Raw genomic sequence first — 22,733 nt, 5'->3', positions numbered from 1 at the left:
CCTTTTCTAATCCAGACAAAAAAATCCATCTCACTTGGGAGACAGGCAGGTTAGTAAAGGGTAAACAAAAAGCGCGGATTATGCCAAACAGATCACAAAATCCGCCAATGCAGCCCGTTGAAAAGGCATTAAAAAAGGCCCGCAAATGCGGACCTCTTTAGCGCTAAAAGCAGCTCAAATTACAGAACGTCAACCGCGTTCAGTTCTTTGAATGCCTGCTCCAGACGGGTGATCATAGAAGTCTGGGCAGAACGCAGCCATACGCGTGGATCGTAGTATTTCTTGTTCGGCTGGTCTTCGCCTTTCGGGTTGCCCAGCTGACCTTGCAGGTAAGCTTCGTTGGTTTTGTAGTACTGCAGGATGCCGTCCCAGGTTGCCCATTGGGTATCGGTATCGATGTTCATTTTAACTACACCGTAGCTTACGGAATCTTTGATTTCCTGAGCAGAAGAACCGGAACCGCCGTGGAAGACGAAGTTCAGGCTGTTGTGCGGCAGGTTGTGTTTCTTAGAAACGTATTCCTGAGAATCGCGCAGGATAGTCGGAGTCAGAACCACGTTACCTGGCTTGTAAACGCCGTGTACGTTACCGAAAGATGCCGCGATGGTGAAACGTGGGCTGATTTTGCTCAGCTCGGTGTACGCGTAATCAACGTCTTCTGGCTGGGTGTACAGTGCAGAAGCGTCCATGTGGCTGTTGTCCACGCCGTCTTCTTCACCGCCGGTGCAACCCAGTTCGATTTCCAGGGTCATGTCCATTTTGGACATACGCGCCAGGTATTTGGAGCAGATTTCGATGTTTTCGTGCAGTGACTCTTCGGACAGGTCGATCATGTGGGAAGAGAACAGTGGCTTACCGGTCGCTGCGAAGTGTTTTTCGCCAGCGTCCAGCAGACCGTCGATCCACGGCAGCAGTTTCTTTGCGCAGTGGTCGGTATGCAGGATAACTGGAACACCGTAGTGCTCAGCCATCTGGTGTACGTGATGCGCACCAGAGATTGCGCCCAGGATTGCTGCGCCCTGAGGAACGTCAGTTTTCACGCCTTTACCGGCGATGAATGCTGCGCCACCGTTAGAGAACTGGACGATGACCGGCGCTTTAACTTTTGCAGCGGTTTCCAGTACGGCGTTAATGGAGTCGGTACCCACGCAGTTAACTGCTGGCAGAGCAAAGTTGTTCTCTTTAGCTACCTGGAACACTTTCTGAACGTCATCACCAGTGATCACGCCAGGTTTTACGAAATCAAAAATTTTAGACATGTTACGTAGTCCTGTATCTTCGGCCGTTAGAAAAGGTGCGAGCTCTAATAAGCACGCTGAAATTTGGGCAGGTTTCCCTGCCCATGAATGGCTTACTTCTTAGCGCGCTCTTCGAGCATAGCTACTGCTGGCAGAACTTTGCCTTCCACGAATTCGAGGAATGCGCCGCCACCAGTGGAGATGTAGGAGATTTTGTCGGAAATACCGAACAGGTCGATTGCCGCCAGAGTATCGCCGCCGCCTGCGATGGAGAACGCTTCGCTGTCTGCGATTGCGTTAGCCACGATTTCAGTGCCTTTGCGGAAGTTCGGGAATTCGAACACGCCAACCGGGCCATTCCACAGAATGGTTTTCGCATTTTTCAGGATATCAGCCAGTTTCTGTGCAGAAACGTCACCCAGATCCAGAATCTGCTCTTCATCTTTGATGTCGTTAACAGATTTCAGGGTAGCCGCTGCAGTTTCAGAGAACTCAGTTGCCACGCGAACGTCCGTTGGGACTGGGATATCACAAGTGGTCAGCAGACGTTTTGCTTCGTCAACCAGGTCCGCTTCGTACAGGGATTTACCCACGTTGTGGCCTTGAGCAGCAACGAAGGTGTTCGCGATACCACCGCCAACAATCAGCTGGTCAGCGATTTTAGACAGGGAATCCAGAACGGTCAGTTTGGTAGAAACTTTAGAGCCACCAACGATAGCAACCATTGGACGCGCTGGTTCTTTCAGTGCTTTACCCAGTGCTTCCAGTTCGTCTGCCAGCAGTGGACCTGCGCAAGCGACGTCTGCGAATTTACCGATACCGTGGGTAGAAGCCTGTGCACGGTGAGCTGTACCGAATGCATCCATTACGAATACGTCGCACAGGGCAGCGTATTTCTTGGAGAGTGCTTCGTCGTCTTTCTTCTCGCCTTTGTTGAAGCGAACGTTTTCCAGAACAACCAGTTCACCTGCCGCCACTTCAACGCCGTCCAGGTAGTCTTTAACCAGACGTACCGGGTTAGACAGTTTGTCTTTCAGGTAGTTAACAACCGGCAGCAGAGAGAATTCTTCGTTGTACTCGCCTTCGGTCGGACGACCCAGGTGAGAGGTTACCATCACTTTCGCACCCTGTTTCAGTGCCAGTTCGATGGTTGGCAGAGAAGCACGAATACGTGCGTCGCTGGTCACTTTGCCATCTTTAACAGGTACGTTCAGATCGGCACGGATGAAAACGCGTTTACCTGCCAGATCCAGATCGGTCATCTTAATTACAGACATGGTGAATCCTCTCGTTGATTCTTAAAGTTTTGCATGCGCACTTTGCGCCCTACCTGAAACCTTGTGCGGCCATGGCTAACGTGGTGTCGAGCATCCGGTTAGCAAAGCCCCATTCATTATCGCACCACACCAGCGTTTTGATGAGGTGGGCACCGCTGACCCGCGTCTGTGTACCATCGACAATGGCACTGTGCGGATCGTGGTTAAAATCTACTGAGACCAACGGTAATTCCGTATAGTCAACTATACCATGAAATGTACCCTGTGCCGCTTTTTGCAACAACAGGTTGACTTCATTAGCTTTTACCGGTTTCTTCACGGTAACACTGAGGTCAATCGCGGTGACATTTATGGTCGGCACGCGGACCGCAATGGCTTCAAATCGATCGTTAAACTGAGGGAAAATACGGGTGATCCCAGCCGCCAGTTTCGTATCCACCGGAATGATTGACTGACTCGCCGCGCGCGTGCGACGTAAGTCCGGGTGATACGCGTCGATAACCTGCTGATCGTGCATGGCGGAGTGAATCGTGGTGACTGTGCCCGATTCAATGCCATAAGCATCGTCTAGCAGTTTGATGACCGGAATAATGCAGTTTGTGGTGCAGGAGGCGTTGGAGACGATACGGTGTTCAGCTTGCAGCTCAAGATGGTTCACACCGTAGACGACGGTTGCGTCGAGGTCGTGACCACCGGGATGGGAAAACAGCACTTTCTTCGCGCCTGCTGCCAGATGCGCCTCGCCGTGTTCGCGATTGCCGTACACGCCGGTACAATCAAGCACCACATCCACACCCAACTCACGCCACGGCAGCGCTTCAATGCTGCGCTCATGCAGGACGCGAATCACATCATCGCCGACGAACAGTTGCTCTCTTTCCTGGCGAACATCCCAGGCAAAGCGCCCATGGCTGGTATCGTATTTCAACAAATGCGCCATACCCGCCGCGTCTGCCAGTTCATTGACAGCCACTACGGTGATTTCCGCCCGACGTCCGGATTCATATAAAGCACGAACCACGTTACGTCCGATGCGACCAAAGCCATTAATCGCTACGCGTACGGTCATAGGTCTCCTGCAAGGCTATCCCTGAGTTTGAAGTGGCTGAAAGAGTAATCCAGCTACGCTCAGAGGGGAATCCTTGCCTGTCACAAACTGCGACTGATTGGTCAATTGTCGAACATTTAATCGACTGAAACGCTTCAGCAAGAATAAGCGAAACGGGGAATAAAAGGAACGTTCGCCCGGAGCAATAAGCCAGCTATATGACATACGTCACATTTTCAATGGAATAATTCACAGGGATGTTACATGAATCAGGAATAGCGGATACAAAAAAACCGGGTGGAGGGAAAAGCAAAACGGTAACCCATAGGTTACCGTTTTTGATGTTTGCGCCCTCTCCCGTGGGAGAGAGTTGGGGTGAGGGCATCAGGCCGCACACACCCCATAAGCGGCGATTACAGCAGTTCTTTCGCTTTCGCGACCACGTTCTCAACGGTGAAGCCGAACTCTTCGAACAGCAGTTCTGCAGGTGCAGACTCGCCGAAGGTGGTCATACCGACGATAGCGCCGTTCAGGCCCACGTATTTGAACCAGTAGTCAGCGATACCCGCTTCCACTGCAACGCGTGCAGACACGGCTTTCGGCAGTACGGATTCACGGTAAGCGGCATCCTGCTTGTCGAACGCGTCGGTAGACGGCATGGAGACCACGCGCGCTTTCACGCCTTCGGCAGACAGTTTATCCCATGCAGCAACCGCCAGTTCAACTTCGGAACCGGTAGCGATGATGATCAGCTGCGGCTGCGAACCTGCGCAATCTTTCAGCACGTAACCACCGCGAGCGATGTTCGCCAGCTGCTCTTCGGTACGGTCCTGCTGTGCCAGGTTCTGACGGGAGAGGATCAGCGCGGTAGGACCGTCCTGACGCTCAACGCCATATTTCCACGCAACCGCGGACTCAACCTGATCACATGGACGCCATGTGGACATGTTCGGGGTCACACGCAGAGACGCGACCTGCTCAACCGGCTGGTGAGTCGGACCATCTTCACCCAGACCGATAGAGTCGTGGGTGTAGACCATCACCTGACGCTGTTTCATCAGCGCAGCCATACGCACGGCGTTACGTGCATATTCCACAAACATCAGGAAGGTAGAGGTGTACGGCAGGAAACCACCGTGCAGGGAAATACCGTTGGCAATCGCGGTCATACCGAATTCACGCACACCGTAATGGATGTAGTTACCGGCGGTATCTTCGTTAATCGCTTTAGAGCCAGACCAGATGGTCAGGTTAGACGGTGCCAGGTCAGCAGAGCCGCCGAGGAATTCTGGCAGCAGCGGACCAAACGCTTCGATCGCATTCTGAGACGCTTTACGGCTGGCGATTTTCGCAGGGTTAGCCTGCAGTTTGGCGATGATTTCGTTCGCTTTCGCTGCGAAATCTTCCGGCATGTCACCTTTCATACGACGGGTGAATTCAGCCGCTTCCTGAGGGAAGGCTTTCGCGTAAGCAGCGAATTTCTCGTTCCAGACGGACTCTTTAGCCTGGCCTGCTTCTTTCGCATCCCACTGAGCGTAGATCTCAGACGGGATTTCAAACGGCGCGTATTTCCAACCCAGCTGTTCGCGGGTCAGTGCAATTTCTGCGTCGCCCAGCGGTGCGCCGTGAGAATCGTGGGTACCGGCTTTGTTTGGAGAACCGAAACCGATGATGGTTTTGCACATCAGCAGGGATGGTTTGTCAGTCACAGCGCGCGCTTCTTCTACTGCGCGTTTGATCGCAGCAGCATCGTGGCCATCAACGCCACGTACAACGTGCCAGCCGTAGGCTTCGAAACGTTTAGCAGTGTCGTCAGTGAACCAGCCTTCAACGTGACCATCGATGGAGATACCGTTGTCATCGTAGAACGCAACCAGTTTGCCCAGTTTCAGGGTACCGGCCAGGGAGCACACTTCGTGAGAAATGCCTTCCATCATACAGCCGTCGCCCATGAAGGCGTAGGTGAAGTGGTCAACGATGTCGTGGCCTGGACGGTTGAACTGTGCCGCCAGCGTTTTCTCTGCAATCGCCATACCGACCGCGTTCGCAATACCCTGACCCAGCGGACCGGTAGTGGTCTCAACGCCAGCGGTGTAACCCACTTCCGGGTGACCTGGAGTTTTGGAATGCAGCTGGCGGAAGTTTTTCAGCTCTTCGATTGGCAGCGCATAACCTGTGAGGTGCAACAGGCTATAGATCAGCATAGAGCCGTGGCCGTTAGACAGTACGAAACGGTCACGGTCAGCCCAGGACGGGTTCTGAGGGTTATGGTTCAGGAAATCACGCCACAGGACTTCGGCAATGTCAGCCATACCCATAGGGGCACCCGGGTGACCGGATTTGGCTTTCTGTACTGCGTCCATGCTCAGCGCACGAATAGCATTAGCAAGCTCTTTACGTGAGGACATTTTAACTCCAGATCGGACTGTTAAAGGCCGTGCCCTTGACGACAGCGCGTTTTGGGCTATGCCAGAAAAAAGTGCCAACAATGTAACCCAAGCGACAAAGCATGTACATGGAGCATTCTTTTGCCGTTTAAGAAATCTCTGGATCATGCTCGCATGTTGCGCAATCTACTCGCCCGGGCCTCCAGATATTCCTTATACTTAGCTCGACTGCGGCTTCGCTGCCGGAGCATTTTTCAGACTTTTTTCAGTTAACGAGTACGGAAGCAACATCATGAAAATGCGTGCAATAGTGCTGGCCCTGGGTACGACGCTGCTGCTGAGCGGCTGTCAGAATATGGATTCAAACGGTCTGATGAGCTCTGGAGCAGAGGCTTTTCAGGCCTATTCCCTGAGCGATGCGCAGGTCAAAGCCTTGAGCGATCAGGCGTGCAAAGACATGGACGCTAAAGCGACCATCGCCCCCGCCAGTAGCACTTACGCACAGCGTCTGAACAAGATTGCCGCTGCGCTCGGCGATAACATCAACGGTCAGCCGGTGAACTACAAAGTCTACATGGCGAAAGATGTGAACGCGTTTGCGATGGCTAACGGCTGCATCCGCGTCTACAGCGGCCTGATGGATATGATGACGGATAACGAAGTCGAAGCGGTGATCGGCCACGAAATGGGCCACGTCGCGCTCGGTCACGTGAAGAAAGGAATGCAGGTGGCGCTCGGCACCAACGCCGTGCGTGCGGCGGCGGCCTCTGCGGGCGGTATCGTCGGCAGCCTGTCGCAATCCCAGTTGGGCGATGTGGGCGAAAAACTGGTGAACTCCCAGTTCTCCCAGCGTCAGGAATCCGAAGCCGATGACTACTCTTACGATCTGTTGCGCAAACGCGGCATCAATCCTTCAGGCTTAGCGACCAGCTTTGAGAAACTGGCAAAACTGGAAGAAGGCCGTCAAAGCTCGATGTTTGACGATCACCCGGCTTCCGCTGAACGCGCGCAGCACATCCGCGATCGCATGGCGGCAGACGGCATTAAATAAAAAAGCCGGGTGGCGGCTAACGCCTTACCCGGCCTACAAGATTAGCATGCCCGGCAAGTGCTACGCCGCCGGGCAATTTCTTGATTACTCGCCTTTTTTGGCTGCCTGGATGTACAGCATTTCCAGCGCCAGCGTCGCCGCTGCCAGAGCGGTGATCTCAGACTGATCGTAAGCAGGCGCCACTTCCACGACGTCCATCCCCACGATGTTCAGATCTTTCAGACCGCGAACCAGTTTGATTGCACGATCAGACGTCAGACCGCCAATCACCGGCGTACCGGTACCCGGTGCAAACGCAGGGTCCAGACAGTCGATGTCAAAGGTCAGATACACCGGCATATCGCCCACGATCTGCTTCACCTGAGCGATGATATCGTCCACGCCGCGATCGTTGACCTGGCAGGCGTCCAGCACCGTGAAGCCGTTGTCTTTGTCGAATTCAGTACGAATCCCGATCTGCACCGAATGGTTCGGATCGATCAGCCCTTCGTTCGGCGCGGTATAGAACATAGTGCCGTGGTCAAACTCGCAGCCGTTCGCGTAGGTGTCGGTGTGGGCATCAAAATGCACCAGTGCCATTTTACCGAAATGTTTCGCGTGGGCGCGCAGCAGCGGCAGCGTCACGAAGTGGTCACCGCCGAAAGAGAGCATGCGCTTACCGGCAGCCAGCAGTTTCTCAGCATGGGCCTGCAGTTTTTCGCTCATCTCACGCGCGTCGCCGAAGGCATACACCAGGTCGCCGCAGTCGACGACGTTCAGGCGCTCGCGCATATCGAAGTTCCACGGGAAGCGGTTGTGTTCCCAGGCCAGGTTAGTGGAAACCTGACGGATCGCCGCCGGGCCGTGACGGCCACCGGCACGACCCGAAGTCGCCATATCAAACGGAACGCCAGTAATCACCCAGTCAGCGTCGCTGTCGTACGGCTGGAAGTTCATCGGAAGACGTAAAAAACCAAACGCGTTAGATACCAGAGAGTTGTCGTACTGATGACCTAAAGTGCTCATGTCCTGACCTCGTGTAGAGTCGATACAAGAAAATAGATGAAAAAAAATCCCCTCCGCGTCGTTAAACCCGACGAGGAAGGGATTGATTCGGAAACTGCATATTGGAGCGAATTATCGCCGTTAATTCGTACAGGTTCAAGGGAGTTTCACGCTCTGTTGCCCTCACCCCATCCCTCTCCCACGAGGAGAGGGGGTCATATTCCCTCTCCCCGTGGGAGAGGGTTAGGGTGAGGGGACAACATTACTCGTCTTCCAGATAGGTGTACCCGTACAGACCCGCTTCAAACTCTTCCAGGAACTGCTGTTGCAGTCCGGCGTCCAGATCGGTGTTTTTCACCTGATCGCGGAATTGAGTCAGCAGTTTTTTCGGATCCAGCTGCACGTATTCCAGCATATCCGCCACGGTGTCGCCCTCGTCGGAAAGCTCCACTTCGACGTTGCCGTCAGGGAAGACAAACACGTCCACCGCTTCGGTATCCCCGAACAGGTTATGCATGTTGCCCAAAATTTCCTGATACGCGCCGACCATAAAGAAGCCCAGCATTGGCGGGTTCTCTGGGTCATATTCCGGCATCGGCATAGTGGTGGCAATCCCGTCGCCGTCCACGTAATGATCGATAGCCCCGTCGGAATCACAGGTGATATCCAGCAGCACCGCACGACGTTCCGGCGCGTGATTCAGCCCTTCCAGCGGCAGAACCGGGAACAGCTGATCGATACCCCAGGCATCCGGCATCGACTGGAACAGGGAGAAGTTGACGTAAATCTTATCCGCCATACGTTCCTGGAGTTCGTCGATAATCGGACGGTGCGCACGGTTGCTCGGGTCGAGCTGTTTCTGCACTTCATGACACATGTTCAGATACAACTGCTCTGCCCAGGCGCGTTCCTGCAGGCTGAAGGTGCCCGATGAATAACCGACGTGAATGTCGTGCAGATCCATCTGGCTATCGTGCAGCCATTCGCGCAGTGAACGACGGTTGCCCGGTTCATGCATTTCCTGCCAGGTTTCCCACATGTTTTGCAGAGCACGTGGCGCATCTTCCTGCGGCGGGGTCGCTTCGGTATTTTCGCTGCGCTCCACGCCGATGATGTTAGAGACCAGCACCGTGTGGTGCGCAGTCACCGCGCGGCCAGATTCGGTGATTACCGTCGGATGCGGCAAACCGTTCTCTTCGCAGGCATCGCCAATCGCCCAGATAATGTTGTTGGCGTATTCGTTCAGGCCGTAGTTCACGGAGCAGTCAGACTGCGAGCGCGTCCCTTCATAGTCCACGCCCAGACCGCCGCCCACATCGAAGCACTCGATGTTCACGCCCAGCTTATGCAGCTCAACGTAGAAACGCGCGGATTCACGTACGCCCGTGGCGATATCGCGAATGTTGGCCATCTGCGAACCGAGGTGGAAGTGCAGCAGCTGGATGCTGTCCAGACGACCGCGCTCGCGCAGCATTTCCACCAGCTGCAGAACCTGACCTGCCGCCAGACCAAATTTGGATTTTTCGCCGCCAGAGGACTGCCATTTCCCGGAGCCCTGGGACGCCAGACGCGCACGCACACCGAGGCGCGGTACCACGTTCAGACGTTCAGCTTCTTCCAGCACGATAGCGATTTCAGTCATCTTCTCGATAACCAGATAGACCTTGTGGCCCATCTTCTCGCCAATCAGCGCCAGACGAATATATTCGCGGTCTTTATAGCCGTTACAGACAATCACCGAACGCGTCATACCTGCGTGCGCCAGTACCGCCATCAGTTCCGCTTTAGAACCGGCTTCCAGACCCAGTGGTTCACCGGAGTGGATCAGGGATTCAATGACGCGACGATGCTGGTTGACCTTAATCGGATAGACCAGGAAGTAGTCGCCCTTGTAACCATAGGACTCACGCGCACGTTTGAACGCGGCGTTGATGGAGCGCAAACGGTGTTGCAGGATCTGCGGGAAGCAAAACAGTGCTGGCAGACGTTGGCCCTGCGCTTCGCGCGCTTTCACCAGTTTGGCGAGATCCACACGAGCTTCCGGTACGTCAGGATCCGGGCAAACGCTGATGTGGCCCAGTTCGTTGACGTCGTAGTAGTTATTACCCCACCAGGCAATATTGTATGTGCGCAGCATCTTGCTGGCCTCTTCGGAGCTCATCGCAACCTCCTGCATAGAACGTAGTACACCCTGTTCGCCCGCTGACGAAGGCGAAACTGAAGACATGTCGTCAGACATAGCGAACCTCAACTCTTTGTATTAAGTGTAAAACAGTTGACTACTATCGCAGTGTCACACCGCGATAACAACCCATAAACGGCCCCGTCTTCCAGCAGAGTGTGCTGAAATTCAGACCGTGCGACCGGTTTCTTATTCATATCATTGTAAAACACGTAACCGAACTCTGTATGACAAGGTTCGGCGAAACCACGAGATAACTCCTGAATTAACAAGAGCGCCCTTGTTCAGTTTTCACCAAGCGGATGACCGGCCCTGGAATCCTGAGAAGCACCGAAATGGGTATAACATCGGCAGGTTTGCAGATTAGAAATGCGGATTGCGGGAAACAGACGCACGCCAGAACGGCGTAACTGAGTTAGCGGAAAACGTTGGTTCATTATCGGGTATCACCTCCACGGCCGCCTTCAGAAGACGGACCTCAAGCCAAAGCTAAGTATTCACTGCTCAACCCGGCTGGAAGTGGCGACACGATGACATCATCGAGCGCTTTTTTGTATGAGCCGCGCGCCGCGTTTTATACCCACATAACTCCCAAAATGCAAAATATAAATGCGCACCTTGCCAGCACCGTCAGGAAAAATTTCCACCTGCGTTTTTAGCACAATGAGAGCGGGGTCAAAAAAAACTGGAAATCGGGCGAAGAAGTGACCTAAAATAGCCGTCCAGATGTTAATCCATCTATACTGATTAACACTCAGACTGCCGGTTTTATTTACCTGCTGGTCTTGGTAGAATCGTCTTCTACGGCCATTGCGCACAGCAGTTTGAGCTTACCAAATACTCCTTAGGTGAAATATAACATGGCAAAACACCTGTTTACGTCCGAGTCTGTATCAGAAGGGCATCCTGATAAAATCGCTGACCAAATCTCCGATGCAGTGCTGGATGCGATCCTGGAACAGGATCCTAAAGCGCGCGTGGCGTGCGAAACCTATGTCAAAACTGGCATGGTTCTGGTGGGTGGTGAGATCACCACCAGTGCATGGGTTGATATCGAAGAGATCACCCGTAATACCGTGCGTGAAATCGGCTACGTGCATTCTGATATGGGCTTTGATGCCAACTCTTGCGCCGTTTTGAGCGCGATTGGCAAACAGTCCCCGGACATCAACCAGGGCGTTGATCGTACCGATCCGCTTGAGCAAGGTGCTGGCGACCAGGGCCTGATGTTTGGCTATGCGACCAACGAAACCGACGTTCTTATGCCTGCGCCAATCACTTACGCTCACCGTCTGGTGCAGCGTCAGGCAGAAGTGCGTAAAAACGGCACGCTGCCGTGGCTGCGCCCGGATGCAAAAAGCCAGATCACTTTCCAGTATGATGACGGCAAAATCGTCGGTATCGACGCGGTTGTACTGTCGACTCAGCACTCCGAAGACGTTGCGCTGAAAACGCTGCAGGAAGCGGTGATGGAAGAGATCATCAAGCCCGTTCTGCCTGCAGAATGGCTGAATGCCTCTACCAAATACCACATCAACCCGACTGGCCGTTTTGTGATCGGTGGCCCAATGGGCGACTGCGGTCTGACCGGTCGTAAAATCATCGTTGATACCTACGGCGGCATGGCGCGTCACGGTGGCGGCGCGTTCTCCGGTAAAGATCCGTCTAAAGTTGACCGTTCTGCGGCGTACGCGGCGCGTTATGTGGCGAAAAACATCGTCGCTGCGGGTCTGGCCGATCGCTGTGAGATCCAGGTTTCCTACGCTATCGGCGTGGCAGAACCGACGTCCATCATGGTCGAAACTTTCGGTACCGAGAAGATCTCTACCGAACAGCTGACTCTGCTGGTGCGCGAGTTCTTCGACCTGCGTCCATACGGCCTGATCCAGATGCTGGATCTGCTGCACCCAATCTACAAAGAAACCGCAGCATACGGTCACTTTGGTCGCGAACATTTCCCATGGGAAAAAACCGACAAAGCCGCTCTGCTGCGTGAAGCTGCCGGCCTGAAGTAATCGACCGATAGCGTTTGAAAAGGCCAGCCTCGTGCTGGCCTTTTGCATTTCTGTGCGCTGCCTTTGTCGGGTGGCGCTACGCTTACCCGACCTACGAGCTACGGTTTTGTAGGTCGGGTAAGGCGTAGCCGCCACCCGACAAAAACCACCAAATGAAACCGCTTACACCACCCTCTACAGACCTTCATTTCAGATTAATCTCTTTGCATGTTTTGCCTTCATCTGCTGTTACATTTCATTTCAGTTAAGTCTGAAACTGCGCCAAACGGGATGCTTATCAACAGAATTAACACTATATTTTCATAGCTTTAATAATACTGACAGTTTGCATCGAGTGTAACCGATTACACCAACGTGAGATATGTCACATATTTTTACGTCGTACTCACCTACCCTTTACATTGATAAAATTGATAACCCAACTGGAGGGCATAATGCCTGACAATAAAAAACAGGGGCGTACGTCCAACAAGGCGATGACATTCTTTGTCTGCTTCCTCGCAGCCCTGGCAGGACTTCTTTTCGGCCTGGATATCGGCGTCATTGCCGGTGCTTTACCCTTCATCACCGATGAATTCCAGATTAGCCCGCACACCCAGGAATGGGTGGTGAGCTCCATGATGTTCGGTGCCGCCGTAGGTGCCGTCGGGAGCGGCTGGCTCTCCTATCGCCTCGGGCGTAAAAAGAGCCTGATGATCGGCGCGATTCTGTTTGTTGCCGGTTCACTGTGCTCCGCCGCTGCGCCTAACGTCGAAGTGCTGATTATCTCCCGCGTGCTGCTCGGTCTGGCGGTCGGCGTGGCGTCGTATACCGCCCCGCTTTATCTGTCGGAAATTGCCCCGGAGAAAATTCGCGGCAGCATGATCTCCATGTACCAGCTGATGATCACCATCGGTATCCTCGGCGCATACCTGTCTGATACCGCGTTCAGTTACAGCGGCGAATGGCGCTGGATGCTGGGTGTGATTATCATCCCGGCGATTTTGCTGCTGATCGGCGTCTTCTTCCTGCCTGACAGCCCGCGCTGGTATGCCGCCAAACGCCGCTTCCACGACGCGGAACGCGTGCTGATGCGCCTGCGTGATACCAGTGCCGAAGCCAAACACGAGCTCGATGAAATCCGCGAAAGCCTGAAGGTCAAACAGACCGGCTGGGCGCTGTTTAAAGAGAACAGCAACTTCCGTCGCGCGGTCTTCCTCGGCGTACTACTCCAGGTGATGCAACAGTTCACCGGGATGAACGTCATCATGTACTACGCGCCGAAAATCTTTGAACTGGCGGGCTACACCAACACCACCGAACAGATGTGGGGGACGGTGATCGTCGGTCTGACCAACGTGCTGGCAACCTTTATCGCCATCGGTCTGGTCGACCGCTGGGGTCGTAAACCGACGCTAACCTTAGGCTTCCTGGTGATGGCTGTCGGGATGGGCGTGCTGGGCACCATGATGCATGTGGGCATTCACTCCGCGACCGCGCAGTACTTTGCCGTGGGGATGCTGCTGATGTTTATCGTCGGTTTTGCGATGAGTGCCGGTCCGCTGATTTGGGTCCTGTGTTCCGAAATTCAGCCGCTGAAAGGGCGTGATTTCGGTATCACCTGCTCAACCGCGACCAACTGGATCGCCAACATGATCGTCGGCGCAACTTTCCTGACCATGCTCAATACGCTCGGCAACGCCAACACCTTCTGGGTGTACGGCGGTCTGAACCTGTTCTTTATTGTTCTGACTCTGTGGCTGGTTCCTGAAACTAAACACGTTTCTCTGGAACATATCGAACGTAACCTGATGAAAGGCCGTCCGCTGCGCGAGATTGGCGCCAGCAACTAAGGACCCTGCCCGGCGGCGCAAGCTTGCCGGGCCTACTGTTGCTCTGAACGTAGGCCCGTGCAAGCGCAGCGCCCCGGGCAAAACCTCTCGCTTGCACTCCACCTTTTAGCACTTTATCCTCTGCCCCTATGAAAACCCCACGCCTTCCCATCGCCCTCCAGCAAGCCGTCATGCACGCTTTGCGGGATAAACTCGCACAAGCCAACCTGAAGCTTGGGCGAAACTATCCTGAACCTAAAGTGGTCTATCAGCAGCGCGGCACCTCGGCAGGCACCGCCTGGCTTGAATCATACGAAATTCGCCTCAATCCGGTACTGATGATGGAAAACCAGCAGGCGTTTATCGACGAAGTGGTCCCGCACGAGTTGGCGCACTTACTGGTGTGGAAACACTTTGGCCGCGTGGCACCGCACGGCAAAGAGTGGAAATGGATGATGGAAGCCGTACTCGGCGTTCCCGCGCGGCGCACGCACCAGTTCGAGCTGGAATCGGTACGACGTAACACCTTCTCCTATCGCTGTCAGTGCCAGCAGCATCAGCTGACTGTTCGCCGTCACAATCGCGTGGTGCGCGGTGAAGCCACCTACCGTTGTGTCAAATGCGGTGAACCACTGGTTGCTGAATAATCAATTGAACAATCAGGAACTTTCCTGATCTGACTGATTGCATACTGGAACATCTTTCGCTACGTTGCGGGCTCGTTTTGACACGGAGTTCGAGATGTCCCGTAATTATTCTTCCGCTGTCGCTCTGCTGGCGACAGTTCTCACAGGCCCTGTGCTGGCCGACGGTATCAACAGTTTTTCTCAGGCCAAGGCCGCAGGCGTCAAAGTGAACGCCGATGCGCCAGGTGATTTCTATTGCGGCTGCAAAATTAACTGGCAGGGCAAAAAAGGGGTCGTTGACCTCGAATCGTGCGGCTACAAAGTGCGTAAAAACGAAAATCGCGCCAACCGCATCGAATGGGAACACGTAGTTCCGGCATGGCAGTTTGGCCATCAGCGCCAGTGCTGGCAGGACGGCGGGCGTAAAAACTGCGCTAAAGACCCAATCTATCGCCAGATAGAAAGTGACATGCACAACTTGCAACCCGCTGTGGGCGAAGTGAATGGCGACCGCGCCAACTTCATGTACAGCCAGTGGAACGGCGGTGAAGGCCAGTACGGCCAGTGCGGAATGAAGGTCGATTTCAAAGAGAAAGTTGCCGAGCCGCCGGCCCGTGCGCGCGGCAGCATCGCTCGCACCTACTTCTATATGCGCGATCGCTACGAGCTGAATCTCTCTCGCCAACAAACCCAGCTTTTTAACGCCTGGGATAAACAGTATCCGGTTACCGACTGGGAATGCGAGCGCGATAGCCGCATCGCCAAAGTTCAGGGGAATCACAACCCGTATGTGCAGCGGGCTTGCCAGGCGCAAAAGAGCTAACCTACACTAGCGGCAATTGGTTTATACCGCACTTTATATGGAATTTTTGACTATGCGCATCCCTCGCATTTATCACCCGGAATTGATTGCCGCTGGCAGCGAAATTGCTCTTTGTGACGAAGCCGCTAACCACGTTGGTCGCGTACTGCGCATGGGCGCGGGCCAGGCGATACAGCTTTTTGATGGCAGCAATCAGGTTTTCGACGCCGAAATCACCCGCGCCGATAAAAAGAGCGTGCAGGTTAACGTCCTGCGCGGTGAAGTGGATGACCGGGAATCCCCGCTGCATATCCATCTGGGCCAGGTGATGTCGCGCGGCGAAAAGATGGAGTTCACTATCCAGAAATCGATCGAACTAGGTGTAAGCCTCATTACGCCACTTTTTTCTGAACGCTGTGGCGTTAAACTGGATGCTGAACGTCTGAACAAAAAGATTCAGCAGTGGCAGAAGATTGCCATCGCCGCGTGCGAACAGTGCGGTCGCAACCGTATTCCGGAGATCCGCCCGCCGATGGATTTAGAGGCGTGGTGCGCTGAAGAAGAGAGCGGCCTGAAGCTCAATCTTCACCCGCGTGCCAGCGCCAGCATCAACACGCTGCCGCTGCCGGTCGAGCGCGTGCGTTTGCTGATTGGCCCAGAAGGCGGGCTGTCGACGGATGAAATTGCCATGACCGCACGTTATCAATTTACTGATATTCTGTTGGGACCTCGCGTTCTGCGCACTGAGACAACGGCACTCACTGCCATCACCGCACTGCAGGTGCGTTTTGGCGATCTGGGTTGAAGCATTAACGGAGAAGAACAATGATCAAGCTCGGCATCGTGATGGACCCCATCGCAAGCATTAACATCAAGAAAGATTCCAGCTTCGCTATGCTGCTGGAAGCACAGCGTCGCGGCTACCAGCTCCATTACATGGAAATGGCCGATCTTTACCTGAACAACGGTGAAGCCCGCGCCCGCACGCGCATCGTTAACGTCGAGCAAAATTACGATAAATGGTACGAGTTCGGTTCTGAGCAGGATATTCCGCTTGCCGATCTCGACGTGATCCTGATGCGTAAAGATCCTCCGTTCGACACCGAATTCATCTACTGCACCTATATCCTTGAGCGCGCGGAAGAGAAAGGCACGCTGATCGTTAACAAACCGCAGAGCCTGCGCGACTGTAACGAGAAGCTGTATACCGCCTGGTTCTCCGACCTGACGCCAGAAACACTCGTCACGCGCAACAAAGCGCAGCTGAAAGCCTTCTGGCAGAAGCACGGCGATATCATCCTCAAGCCGCTGGACGGCATGGGCGGCGCGTCGATCTTCCGCGTGAAAGAAGGCGACCCGAACCTCGGTGTGATCGCTGAAACGCTGACCGAGCACGGCACCCGCTACTGCATGGCGCAGAACTACATTCCTGCAATCGTGGATGGCGACAAACGCGTGCTGGTGGTCGACGGCGAGCCGGTCCCTTACTGCCTGGCACGTATTCCTCAGGGCGGCGAAACCCGTGGTAATCTGGCTGCCGGTGGCCGTGGCGAACCGCGTCCACTGACCGACAGCGACTGGGAAATTGCCCGCCGCGTTGGCCCAATGCTGAAAGCCAAAGGGCTGATTTTCGTCGGCCTGGATATCATCGGTGATCGCCTGACGGAAGTGAACGTCACCAGCCCGACCTGTATCCGCGAAATCGAAGCTGAGTTCCCGGTATCCATTACCGGCATGCTGATGGACGCGATCGAAAAACGTCTCAAGCAGTAACGAACTCATCACGAAGTATTTATCCCCTAAATAATTCGAGTTGCAGGAAGGCGGCAAGTGAGTGAATCCCCAGGAGCTTACTAGAGTAAGTGACTGGGGTGAGCGAGCGCAGCCAACGCACATGCAGCTTGAAGTATGACGGGGATAGTGACAAGGCTCAGGATTGTCCGCATACTGGGCCTTGTCGCTTTTTAAACCAGGAATCAGAACCTCTGACAATGAATTTACAGCATCACTTTCTTATTGCCATGCCTGCTCTCCAGGACCCGATTTTCCGTCGTTCGGTCGTTTATATCTGTGAATACAGCGAAGACGGCGCGATGGGGATTATCATCAACAAACCGCTGGAAAATCTGCAAATCGAGGGCATTCTTGAGAAGCTCAAGATCACCCCGGAAGACCGCGCCCCGGAGATCCGTCTTGATAAGCCAGTGATGCTCGGCGGCCCGCTGGCAGAAGATCGTGGTTTTATCCTGCATACGCCTCCGGGTTTTTCCTCCAGCATTCGCGTCTCCGATAACACGGTTATCACCACCTCACGCGACGTGCTGGAAACCCTGGGCACGCACAATCAGCCTTCCGAAGTGCTGGTCGCGCTGGGCTACTCTTCCTGGGAGAAAGGCCAGCTGGAGCAGGAAATTCTCGACAACGCGTGGCTCACCGCCCCTGCTGACCTGAACATTCTGTTTAAAACGCCGATTGCCGACAGATGGCGTGAAGCGGCTAAACTCATTGGTATCGACATCCAGACCATGCCTGGCGTAGCGGGGCACGCATAATGAGCGGAACCCTTCTTGGCTTTGATTTTGGTACCAAAAGTATCGGCGTGGCGATTGGTCAACGCATCACGGGCACCGCGCGTCCACTGACGGCGATTAAAGCCCAGGATGGTACGCCTGACTGGACGCTTATCGAACGCCTGCTGAAAGAGTGGCAACCCGAAGCCGTCATCGTCGGCCTGCCGCTCAACATGGACGGTACCGAACAACCGCTCACCGCCCGTGCGCGCAAATTTGCCAATAAGATTCATGGCCGATTTGGTGTCGTCGTCAAACTGCACGATGAGCGTCTGAGCACCGTCGAAGCCCGTGCCGGTTTGTTTGAACATGGCGGATTCCGCGCCCTGAACAAAGGTAGCGTCGATTCGGCGTCGGCGGTGATTATCCTCGAAAGCTTCTTCGAGCAAGGGTTTTAACTCCGCTAAAGCCTTCCCTGCGCTTTGCGCTCGGCAAGGCTTTGGTCGAAGTTCTGCATCCCCACCTGCTGCCCGGTCTGAATAACACCGGGCAACTGCCACGTTTTCCCCTCACGAATCAGATTCGCTGACCCCGGTGTGTTGACCAGCATTTCGAAAAGCGCCACGCGCCCGCCCTGCACATCCCGCACCAGTTTCTGTGCCAGCACGGCGCGCAAACTTCCTGCCAGCTGGTTACGTACCGGATCTTTCTCTTCCGCCGGAAAGGTATCCACCAGCCGTTCAATGGCCTGAGATGCCCCGCGCGTATGCAGTGTCGCCAGCACGAGATGCCCGGTTTCCGCTGCCGTCAGCGCCAGCCGGATGGTTTCGCTGTCGCGCAGTTCGCCCAGTAAAATGACATCCGGATCTTCACGTAGCGCCGCCCGTAGCGCCTGAGCAAAAGTGGTGCAGTGCAGCCCAATTTCCCGCTGCTGGATCAGGCATCGCTTGCTTTGATAGACATACTCCACCGGATCTTCCAGCGTCAGAATATGCCCGTCAGTGTGGTGGTTGAGATAATCCACCATCGCTGCCAGCGTCGTAGATTTACCGCTGCCGGTCGCTCCAGTGACCAGAATCAGGCCATTGTCGCTGGAGAGCAGATCGAGGATTGCGCGCGGGGCACCAAGCTCCGAAAGTTGCGGGCACTCCACCGGCAGCAGCCTTAACGTCAGCGAGACGCCATGAATGTGCACAAACGCGCTGGCACGCAGGCGCTGGCCGCCGAGCAAAGTCACCGCAAAATCCACGTGCCCGTTCGCCCACCAGGCCCCCTGCTGTTCGTCATTGAGCCATGTTTTTAACAGCTGCGCGACATCCGGCGCGGGAAACGGTGCGTGCTCGAGTTTGCCTAATCTACGCCAGCGCGGTGGAGAATCGCTGCGCAGGTGTAGATCCGAGACATTATGCTTTACACTAAGGGCCACAATTTCTTCCATATCCATACAACCATCCTCGGACTCATGAACGACATTGCGCATAACCTGGCACAGGTCAGGGACAAAATCTCAGCCGCTGCAACGCGTTGCGGCCGTGCTTCAGAAGAAGTTTCGTTGCTTGCAGTGAGTAAAACCAAGCCTGCGAGCGCCATCGCAGAAGCCATCGACGCCGGGCAGCGTGCTTTTGGTGAGAACTACGTTCAGGAGGGTGTGGACAAAATTCGCTATTTCCAGCAAACCGGGAAGGCGAACCTTGAATGGCACTTTATCGGCCCGCTGCAGTCGAACAAAAGTCGGCTGGTCGCGGAGCATTTCGACTGGTGTCATACGGTCGATCGCCTGCGTATCGCCACACGGTTGAGCGATCAACGCCCTGCCGATATGACTCCGCTTAACGTTCTGATTCAAATCAATATTAGCGATGAGAACAGCAAGTCAGGTATTACTCTGGCTGAACTGGATGCGCTGGCCGAACAGGTGTCTGAACTGCCAGGTCTGACTTTGCGCGGACTGATGGCAATTCCGGCTCCCGAAACGAGTTATGACAGGCAGTTTGCCGTAGCACAGCAAATGGCTGTAGCATTTGAGGCGCTTAAAGCGCGCTACACCACCGTAGACACGCTTTCACTGGGCATGTCGGACGATATGGAAGCCGCCATCGCGGCAGGCAGCACTATGGTGCGCATCGGCACAGCTATTTTCGGTGCGCGCGATTACACCCCAAAATAAGGAAACCTGAGGAACGCCATGAAGACGTTGACTTTCCTGCTCTCAACGGTCATTGAGCTGTATACGATGGCGCTGCTGTTACGCGTCTGGATGCAGTGGGCCCGCTGTGATTTTTATAACCCCTTCTCACAGTTTGTCGTGAAAATCACGCAGCCTGTGATTGGGCCGCTGCGCCGCGTTATTCCACCGATGGGGCCGATCGACAGCGCTTCTCTGCTGGTGGCGTTTGTGCTCAGTATTATTAAAGCCATCGTGCTGTTTATGGTGGTCACCTTCCAGCCGATCATCTGGATCGCAGCGGTGCTAATTCTGCTGAAAACCATCGGTCTGCTGATCTTCTGGGTTCTGCTGGTGATGGCGGTGATGAGCTGGGTGAGCCGTGGCCGTAGTCCGGTCGAATATGCCATGATTCAGCTGACGGAGCCGCTCCTGCGCCCGATCCGCAATCTGCTGCCAGCGATGGGCGGGATCGATTTTTCGCCGATGATTTTGGTTCTGCTGCTGTATGTCCTGAACATGGGCATCGCTGAACTGTTACAGTCAACGGGCAACATGCTGCTGCCGGGGCTGTGGATGGCGCTATGAGTGCCGTCTGCCCCTGCGTCGATGGGCTGGTTTTACGGCTGTATATTCAGCCGAAAGCCAGCCGCGACAGCATCGTTGGGTTACATGGCGACGAATTAAAAGTCGCCATTACCGCCCCTCCCGTGGACGGCCAGGCGAACGCGCATTTGACCAAATATCTGGCAAAACAGTTTCGCGTCGCCAAAAGCCAGGTCATCATTGAAAAGGGTGAACTGGGACGTCATAAACAGGTAAAAATCCTCAACCCGCAAAACATCCCGACGGAAGTCGCGGCATTGTCACAACAGGATTAAATTATGCAGAAAGTTGTTCTCGCCACCGGTAACGCCGGTAAAGTGCGCGAGCTGGCCTCGCTATTAAATGATTTTGGTCTGGATGTGGTCGCGCAGACCGAGCTGGGCGTGGATTCGGCGGACGAGACCGGCCTGACGTTTATCGAAAATGCGATCCTGAAAGCGCGTCACGCGGCGCAGGTTACCGGTCTTCCGGCGATTGCGGATGATTCCGGGCTGGCGGTGGATGCCCTGGGCGGCGCACCGGGTATTTATTCTGCACGTTACTCCGGCGTGGATGCGACCGATCAGCAAAACCTGGAAAAGCTGCTGGAAACCCTGAAAGATGTACCGGACGCGCAGCGTCAGGCACAGTTCCACTGCGTGCTGGTCTATATGCGTCATGCAGAAGACCCGACGCCGATTGTCTGCCACGGCAGCTGGCCGGGCGTGATTGCTCGCGAATCGGCGGGTAACGGCGGCTTTGGCTACGATCCGATTTTCTTTGTCCCGTCTGAGGGCAAAACCGCCGCGGAACTGACCCGCGAAGAAAAAAGCGCGATTTCCCATCGTGGACGCGCGTTGAAACTGTTACTGGAAGCATTACGTAATGGCTAATTTGCCACCTCTGAGTCTTTATATTCACATCCCGTGGTGCGTGCAGAAATGTCCGTACTGCGATTTCAATTCGCACGCGCTGAAAGGCGAAGTGCCGCATGACGACTACGTTCAGCATCTGTTAACCGATCTGGATGCCGACGTACCTTACGCACAGGGACGTGAAGTTAAGACCATATTTATTGGTGGCGGTACACCGAGCCTGCTCTCTGGCCCGGCGATGCAGACGCTGCTGGACGGCGTGCGTGCGCGTCTGAATCTGGCAGCCGATGCGGAAATTACGATGGAAGCCAATCCTGGCACCGTTGAGGCCGATCGTTTTGTCGAGTATCAGCGCGCCGGGGTGAACCGTATTTCGATTGGCGTCCAGAGTTTTAGCGAACCCAAGCTCAAGCGTCTGGGGCGCATTCACGGCCCGGAAGAGGCGAAACGCGCGGCCCATTTGGCGACGGGTCTTGGACTGCGCAGTTTTAACCTCGATCTGATGCACGGCCTGCCGGATCAATCGCTGGAAGAGGCGCTGGATGATTTGCGTCAAGCCATTGAGCTGAACCCGCCGCATCTCTCCTGGTACCAGTTGACGATCGAGCCGAACACGCTGTTTGGTTCGCGTCCGCCGGTCCTGCCCGACGACGATGCGCTGTGGGACATTTTTGAGCAAGGCCATCAGTTGCTGACGGCTGCGGGTTATCAGCAGTACGAAACTTCCGCATACGCGAAGCCGGGCTACCAGTGTCAGCACAATCTGAACTACTGGCGTTTTGGCGATTATTTAGGGATTGGCTGCGGCGCACACGGCAAAGTGACCTTCCCCGACGGGCGCATTCTGCGTACCGCCAAAACCCGTCATCCGCGCGGGTATATGGAAGGACGTTATCTGGAGCGTCAGCACGACGTGGAAGTGGAAGATAAACCGTTCGAGTTCTTCATGAACCGCTTCCGCCTGCTGGAAGCCGCCCCGCGTGCGGAATTTGCGCTTTACACCGGCTTGCCAGAATCGGTGATTCGTCCGCAGATTGATGCAGCACTGGCGAAGGGGTATCTGATGGAGTGCGAAGCATACTGGCAGATTACCGAACACGGCAAGCTGTTCCTCAACTCCCTGCTTGAGCTGTTCCTCGCCGAAGAGTCCTGAAGACAGCTTCAGGATTTTGCATCCC

At 54.8% G+C, this 22,733-nt stretch carries 23 protein-coding genes; 14 read left to right on the top strand and 9 right to left on the bottom strand.

Features of this window, described 5'->3' with window-relative positions; genetic code table 11:
* Window positions 1-179: 179 nt before the first annotated feature.
* From fbaA to tkt, 4 genes are all read right to left on the bottom strand, one after another.
* Window positions 180-1,259, bottom strand: a complete 1,080-nt coding sequence (gene fbaA, locus JBO43_RS15295) for a class II fructose-bisphosphate aldolase (protein WP_095283281.1) — start codon at window positions 1,257-1,259, stop codon at window positions 180-182.
* Window positions 1,260-1,351: 92 nt separating this feature from the next.
* Window positions 1,352-2,515: a phosphoglycerate kinase gene (pgk, locus tag JBO43_RS15290; protein WP_095283282.1), complete on the bottom strand. Its 1,164-nt coding sequence runs from the start codon at window positions 2,513-2,515 to the stop codon at window positions 1,352-1,354.
* A gap of 49 nt (window positions 2,516-2,564) precedes the next feature.
* The gene (epd, locus tag JBO43_RS15285; RefSeq protein ID WP_103946633.1) at window positions 2,565-3,584 is read right to left on the bottom strand and encodes an erythrose-4-phosphate dehydrogenase; all 1,020 of its coding nucleotides are present in this window, start codon (window positions 3,582-3,584) and stop codon (window positions 2,565-2,567) included.
* Between the two features lie 392 nt (window positions 3,585-3,976).
* Complete coding sequence (tkt, locus tag JBO43_RS15280; protein ID WP_095283284.1) at window positions 3,977-5,971, bottom strand: transketolase; 1,995 nt, start codon at window positions 5,969-5,971, stop codon at window positions 3,977-3,979.
* Between the two features lie 271 nt (window positions 5,972-6,242).
* Between tkt and loiP the strand changes: the two genes are divergently transcribed.
* The gene (gene loiP, locus JBO43_RS15275) at window positions 6,243-7,001 is read left to right on the top strand and encodes a metalloprotease LoiP (protein ID WP_095283285.1); all 759 of its coding nucleotides are present in this window, start codon (window positions 6,243-6,245) and stop codon (window positions 6,999-7,001) included.
* 84 nt (window positions 7,002-7,085) lie between these two features.
* Here the strand turns inward: loiP and speB are convergent, their stop codons facing one another.
* From speB to JBO43_RS23290, 4 genes are all read right to left on the bottom strand, one after another.
* The gene (gene speB, locus JBO43_RS15270; RefSeq protein WP_002434404.1) at window positions 7,086-8,006 is read right to left on the bottom strand and encodes an agmatinase; all 921 of its coding nucleotides are present in this window, start codon (window positions 8,004-8,006) and stop codon (window positions 7,086-7,088) included.
* Between the two features lie 241 nt (window positions 8,007-8,247).
* On the bottom strand, window positions 8,248-10,224 hold the full coding sequence (gene speA / locus JBO43_RS15265; protein WP_103946634.1) for a biosynthetic arginine decarboxylase: 1,977 nt from the start codon (window positions 10,222-10,224) through the stop codon (window positions 8,248-8,250).
* 8 nt (window positions 10,225-10,232) lie between these two features.
* Window positions 10,233-10,364, bottom strand: a complete 132-nt coding sequence (yqgB, locus tag JBO43_RS15260; protein ID WP_133159635.1) for an acid stress response protein YqgB — start codon at window positions 10,362-10,364, stop codon at window positions 10,233-10,235.
* An 87-nt stretch (window positions 10,365-10,451) separates the two neighbouring features.
* Window positions 10,452-10,604, bottom strand: coding sequence for a small protein YqgG (locus tag JBO43_RS23290; RefSeq protein ID WP_456237259.1), 153 nt, complete (start codon window positions 10,602-10,604; stop codon window positions 10,452-10,454).
* 423 nt (window positions 10,605-11,027) lie between these two features.
* Here JBO43_RS23290 and metK point away from each other — a divergent pair, with 423 nt between their 5' ends.
* From metK to ruvX, 8 genes are all read left to right on the top strand, one after another.
* The gene (gene metK, locus JBO43_RS15245; protein WP_095283288.1) at window positions 11,028-12,182 is read left to right on the top strand and encodes a methionine adenosyltransferase; all 1,155 of its coding nucleotides are present in this window, start codon (window positions 11,028-11,030) and stop codon (window positions 12,180-12,182) included.
* Between the two features lie 434 nt (window positions 12,183-12,616).
* The gene (locus JBO43_RS15240) at window positions 12,617-14,014 is read left to right on the top strand and encodes a sugar porter family MFS transporter (protein ID WP_103946635.1); all 1,398 of its coding nucleotides are present in this window, start codon (window positions 12,617-12,619) and stop codon (window positions 14,012-14,014) included.
* 128 nt (window positions 14,015-14,142) lie between these two features.
* Entirely contained in the window at window positions 14,143-14,640 is a 498-nt protein-coding gene (locus tag JBO43_RS15235) for a SprT family zinc-dependent metalloprotease (RefSeq protein WP_103946636.1), read from the top strand.
* A gap of 94 nt (window positions 14,641-14,734) precedes the next feature.
* Window positions 14,735-15,442 (top strand): deoxyribonuclease I, encoded by a 708-nt coding sequence (endA, locus tag JBO43_RS15230; protein ID WP_095283291.1) that lies wholly within the window; start codon window positions 14,735-14,737, stop codon window positions 15,440-15,442.
* Between the two features lie 52 nt (window positions 15,443-15,494).
* Complete coding sequence (gene rsmE, locus JBO43_RS15225; protein ID WP_095283292.1) at window positions 15,495-16,226, top strand: 16S rRNA (uracil(1498)-N(3))-methyltransferase; 732 nt, start codon at window positions 15,495-15,497, stop codon at window positions 16,224-16,226.
* Window positions 16,227-16,246: 20 nt separating this feature from the next.
* Complete coding sequence (gene gshB / locus JBO43_RS15220; RefSeq protein WP_095283293.1) at window positions 16,247-17,194, top strand: glutathione synthase; 948 nt, start codon at window positions 16,247-16,249, stop codon at window positions 17,192-17,194.
* Between the two features lie 218 nt (window positions 17,195-17,412).
* Window positions 17,413-17,973 carry a YqgE/AlgH family protein gene (locus JBO43_RS15215; protein WP_103946638.1) on the top strand — a complete coding sequence of 187 codons (561 nt, stop codon included), beginning with the start codon at window positions 17,413-17,415 and terminating at the stop codon, window positions 17,971-17,973.
* Entirely contained in the window at window positions 17,973-18,389 is a 417-nt protein-coding gene (gene ruvX, locus JBO43_RS15210; protein WP_095283295.1) for a Holliday junction resolvase RuvX, read from the top strand. The genes JBO43_RS15215 and ruvX overlap by 1 nt, the downstream gene beginning before the upstream one ends.
* A gap of 5 nt (window positions 18,390-18,394) precedes the next feature.
* On the opposite strand, the gene JBO43_RS15205 is transcribed toward ruvX, so the two are convergent.
* Window positions 18,395-19,375 (bottom strand): type IV pilus twitching motility protein PilT, encoded by a 981-nt coding sequence (locus JBO43_RS15205; protein WP_202674655.1) that lies wholly within the window; start codon window positions 19,373-19,375, stop codon window positions 18,395-18,397.
* Window positions 19,376-19,393: 18 nt separating this feature from the next.
* On the opposite strand from JBO43_RS15205, the gene JBO43_RS15200 reads away from it, so the two are divergent.
* Genes JBO43_RS15200 through hemW form a run of 5 tightly spaced genes read left to right on the top strand, consistent with a single transcriptional unit; the run spans window position 19,394 to window position 22,708 of the window.
* A complete protein-coding gene (locus JBO43_RS15200; RefSeq protein WP_202674654.1) occupies window positions 19,394-20,098 on the top strand; it encodes a YggS family pyridoxal phosphate-dependent enzyme in 705 nt (234 codons plus the stop codon).
* Between the two features lie 18 nt (window positions 20,099-20,116).
* Window positions 20,117-20,683, top strand: coding sequence for a YggT family protein (locus JBO43_RS15195; RefSeq protein ID WP_095283298.1), 567 nt, complete (start codon window positions 20,117-20,119; stop codon window positions 20,681-20,683).
* Entirely contained in the window at window positions 20,680-20,976 is a 297-nt protein-coding gene (yggU, locus tag JBO43_RS15190; protein ID WP_202674653.1) for a DUF167 family protein YggU, read from the top strand. Before JBO43_RS15195 ends, yggU begins: the two co-directional genes overlap by 4 nt.
* Before the next feature lie 3 nt (window positions 20,977-20,979).
* The gene (locus JBO43_RS15185; RefSeq protein ID WP_103946642.1) at window positions 20,980-21,573 is read left to right on the top strand and encodes an XTP/dITP diphosphatase; all 594 of its coding nucleotides are present in this window, start codon (window positions 20,980-20,982) and stop codon (window positions 21,571-21,573) included.
* Window positions 21,566-22,708, top strand: coding sequence for a radical SAM family heme chaperone HemW (hemW, locus tag JBO43_RS15180; RefSeq protein WP_202674652.1), 1,143 nt, complete (start codon window positions 21,566-21,568; stop codon window positions 22,706-22,708). The genes JBO43_RS15185 and hemW overlap by 8 nt, the downstream gene beginning before the upstream one ends.
* Window positions 22,709-22,733 lie beyond the last annotated feature (25 nt).

The organism is Lelliottia jeotgali (genome assembly GCF_016771845.1).
Lineage (GTDB): Bacteria > Pseudomonadota > Gammaproteobacteria > Enterobacterales > Enterobacteriaceae > Enterobacter > Enterobacter jeotgali.
Note: the sequence above shows the minus strand (reverse complement) of the source record. Positions and strands in the feature narration are given on the sequence as shown.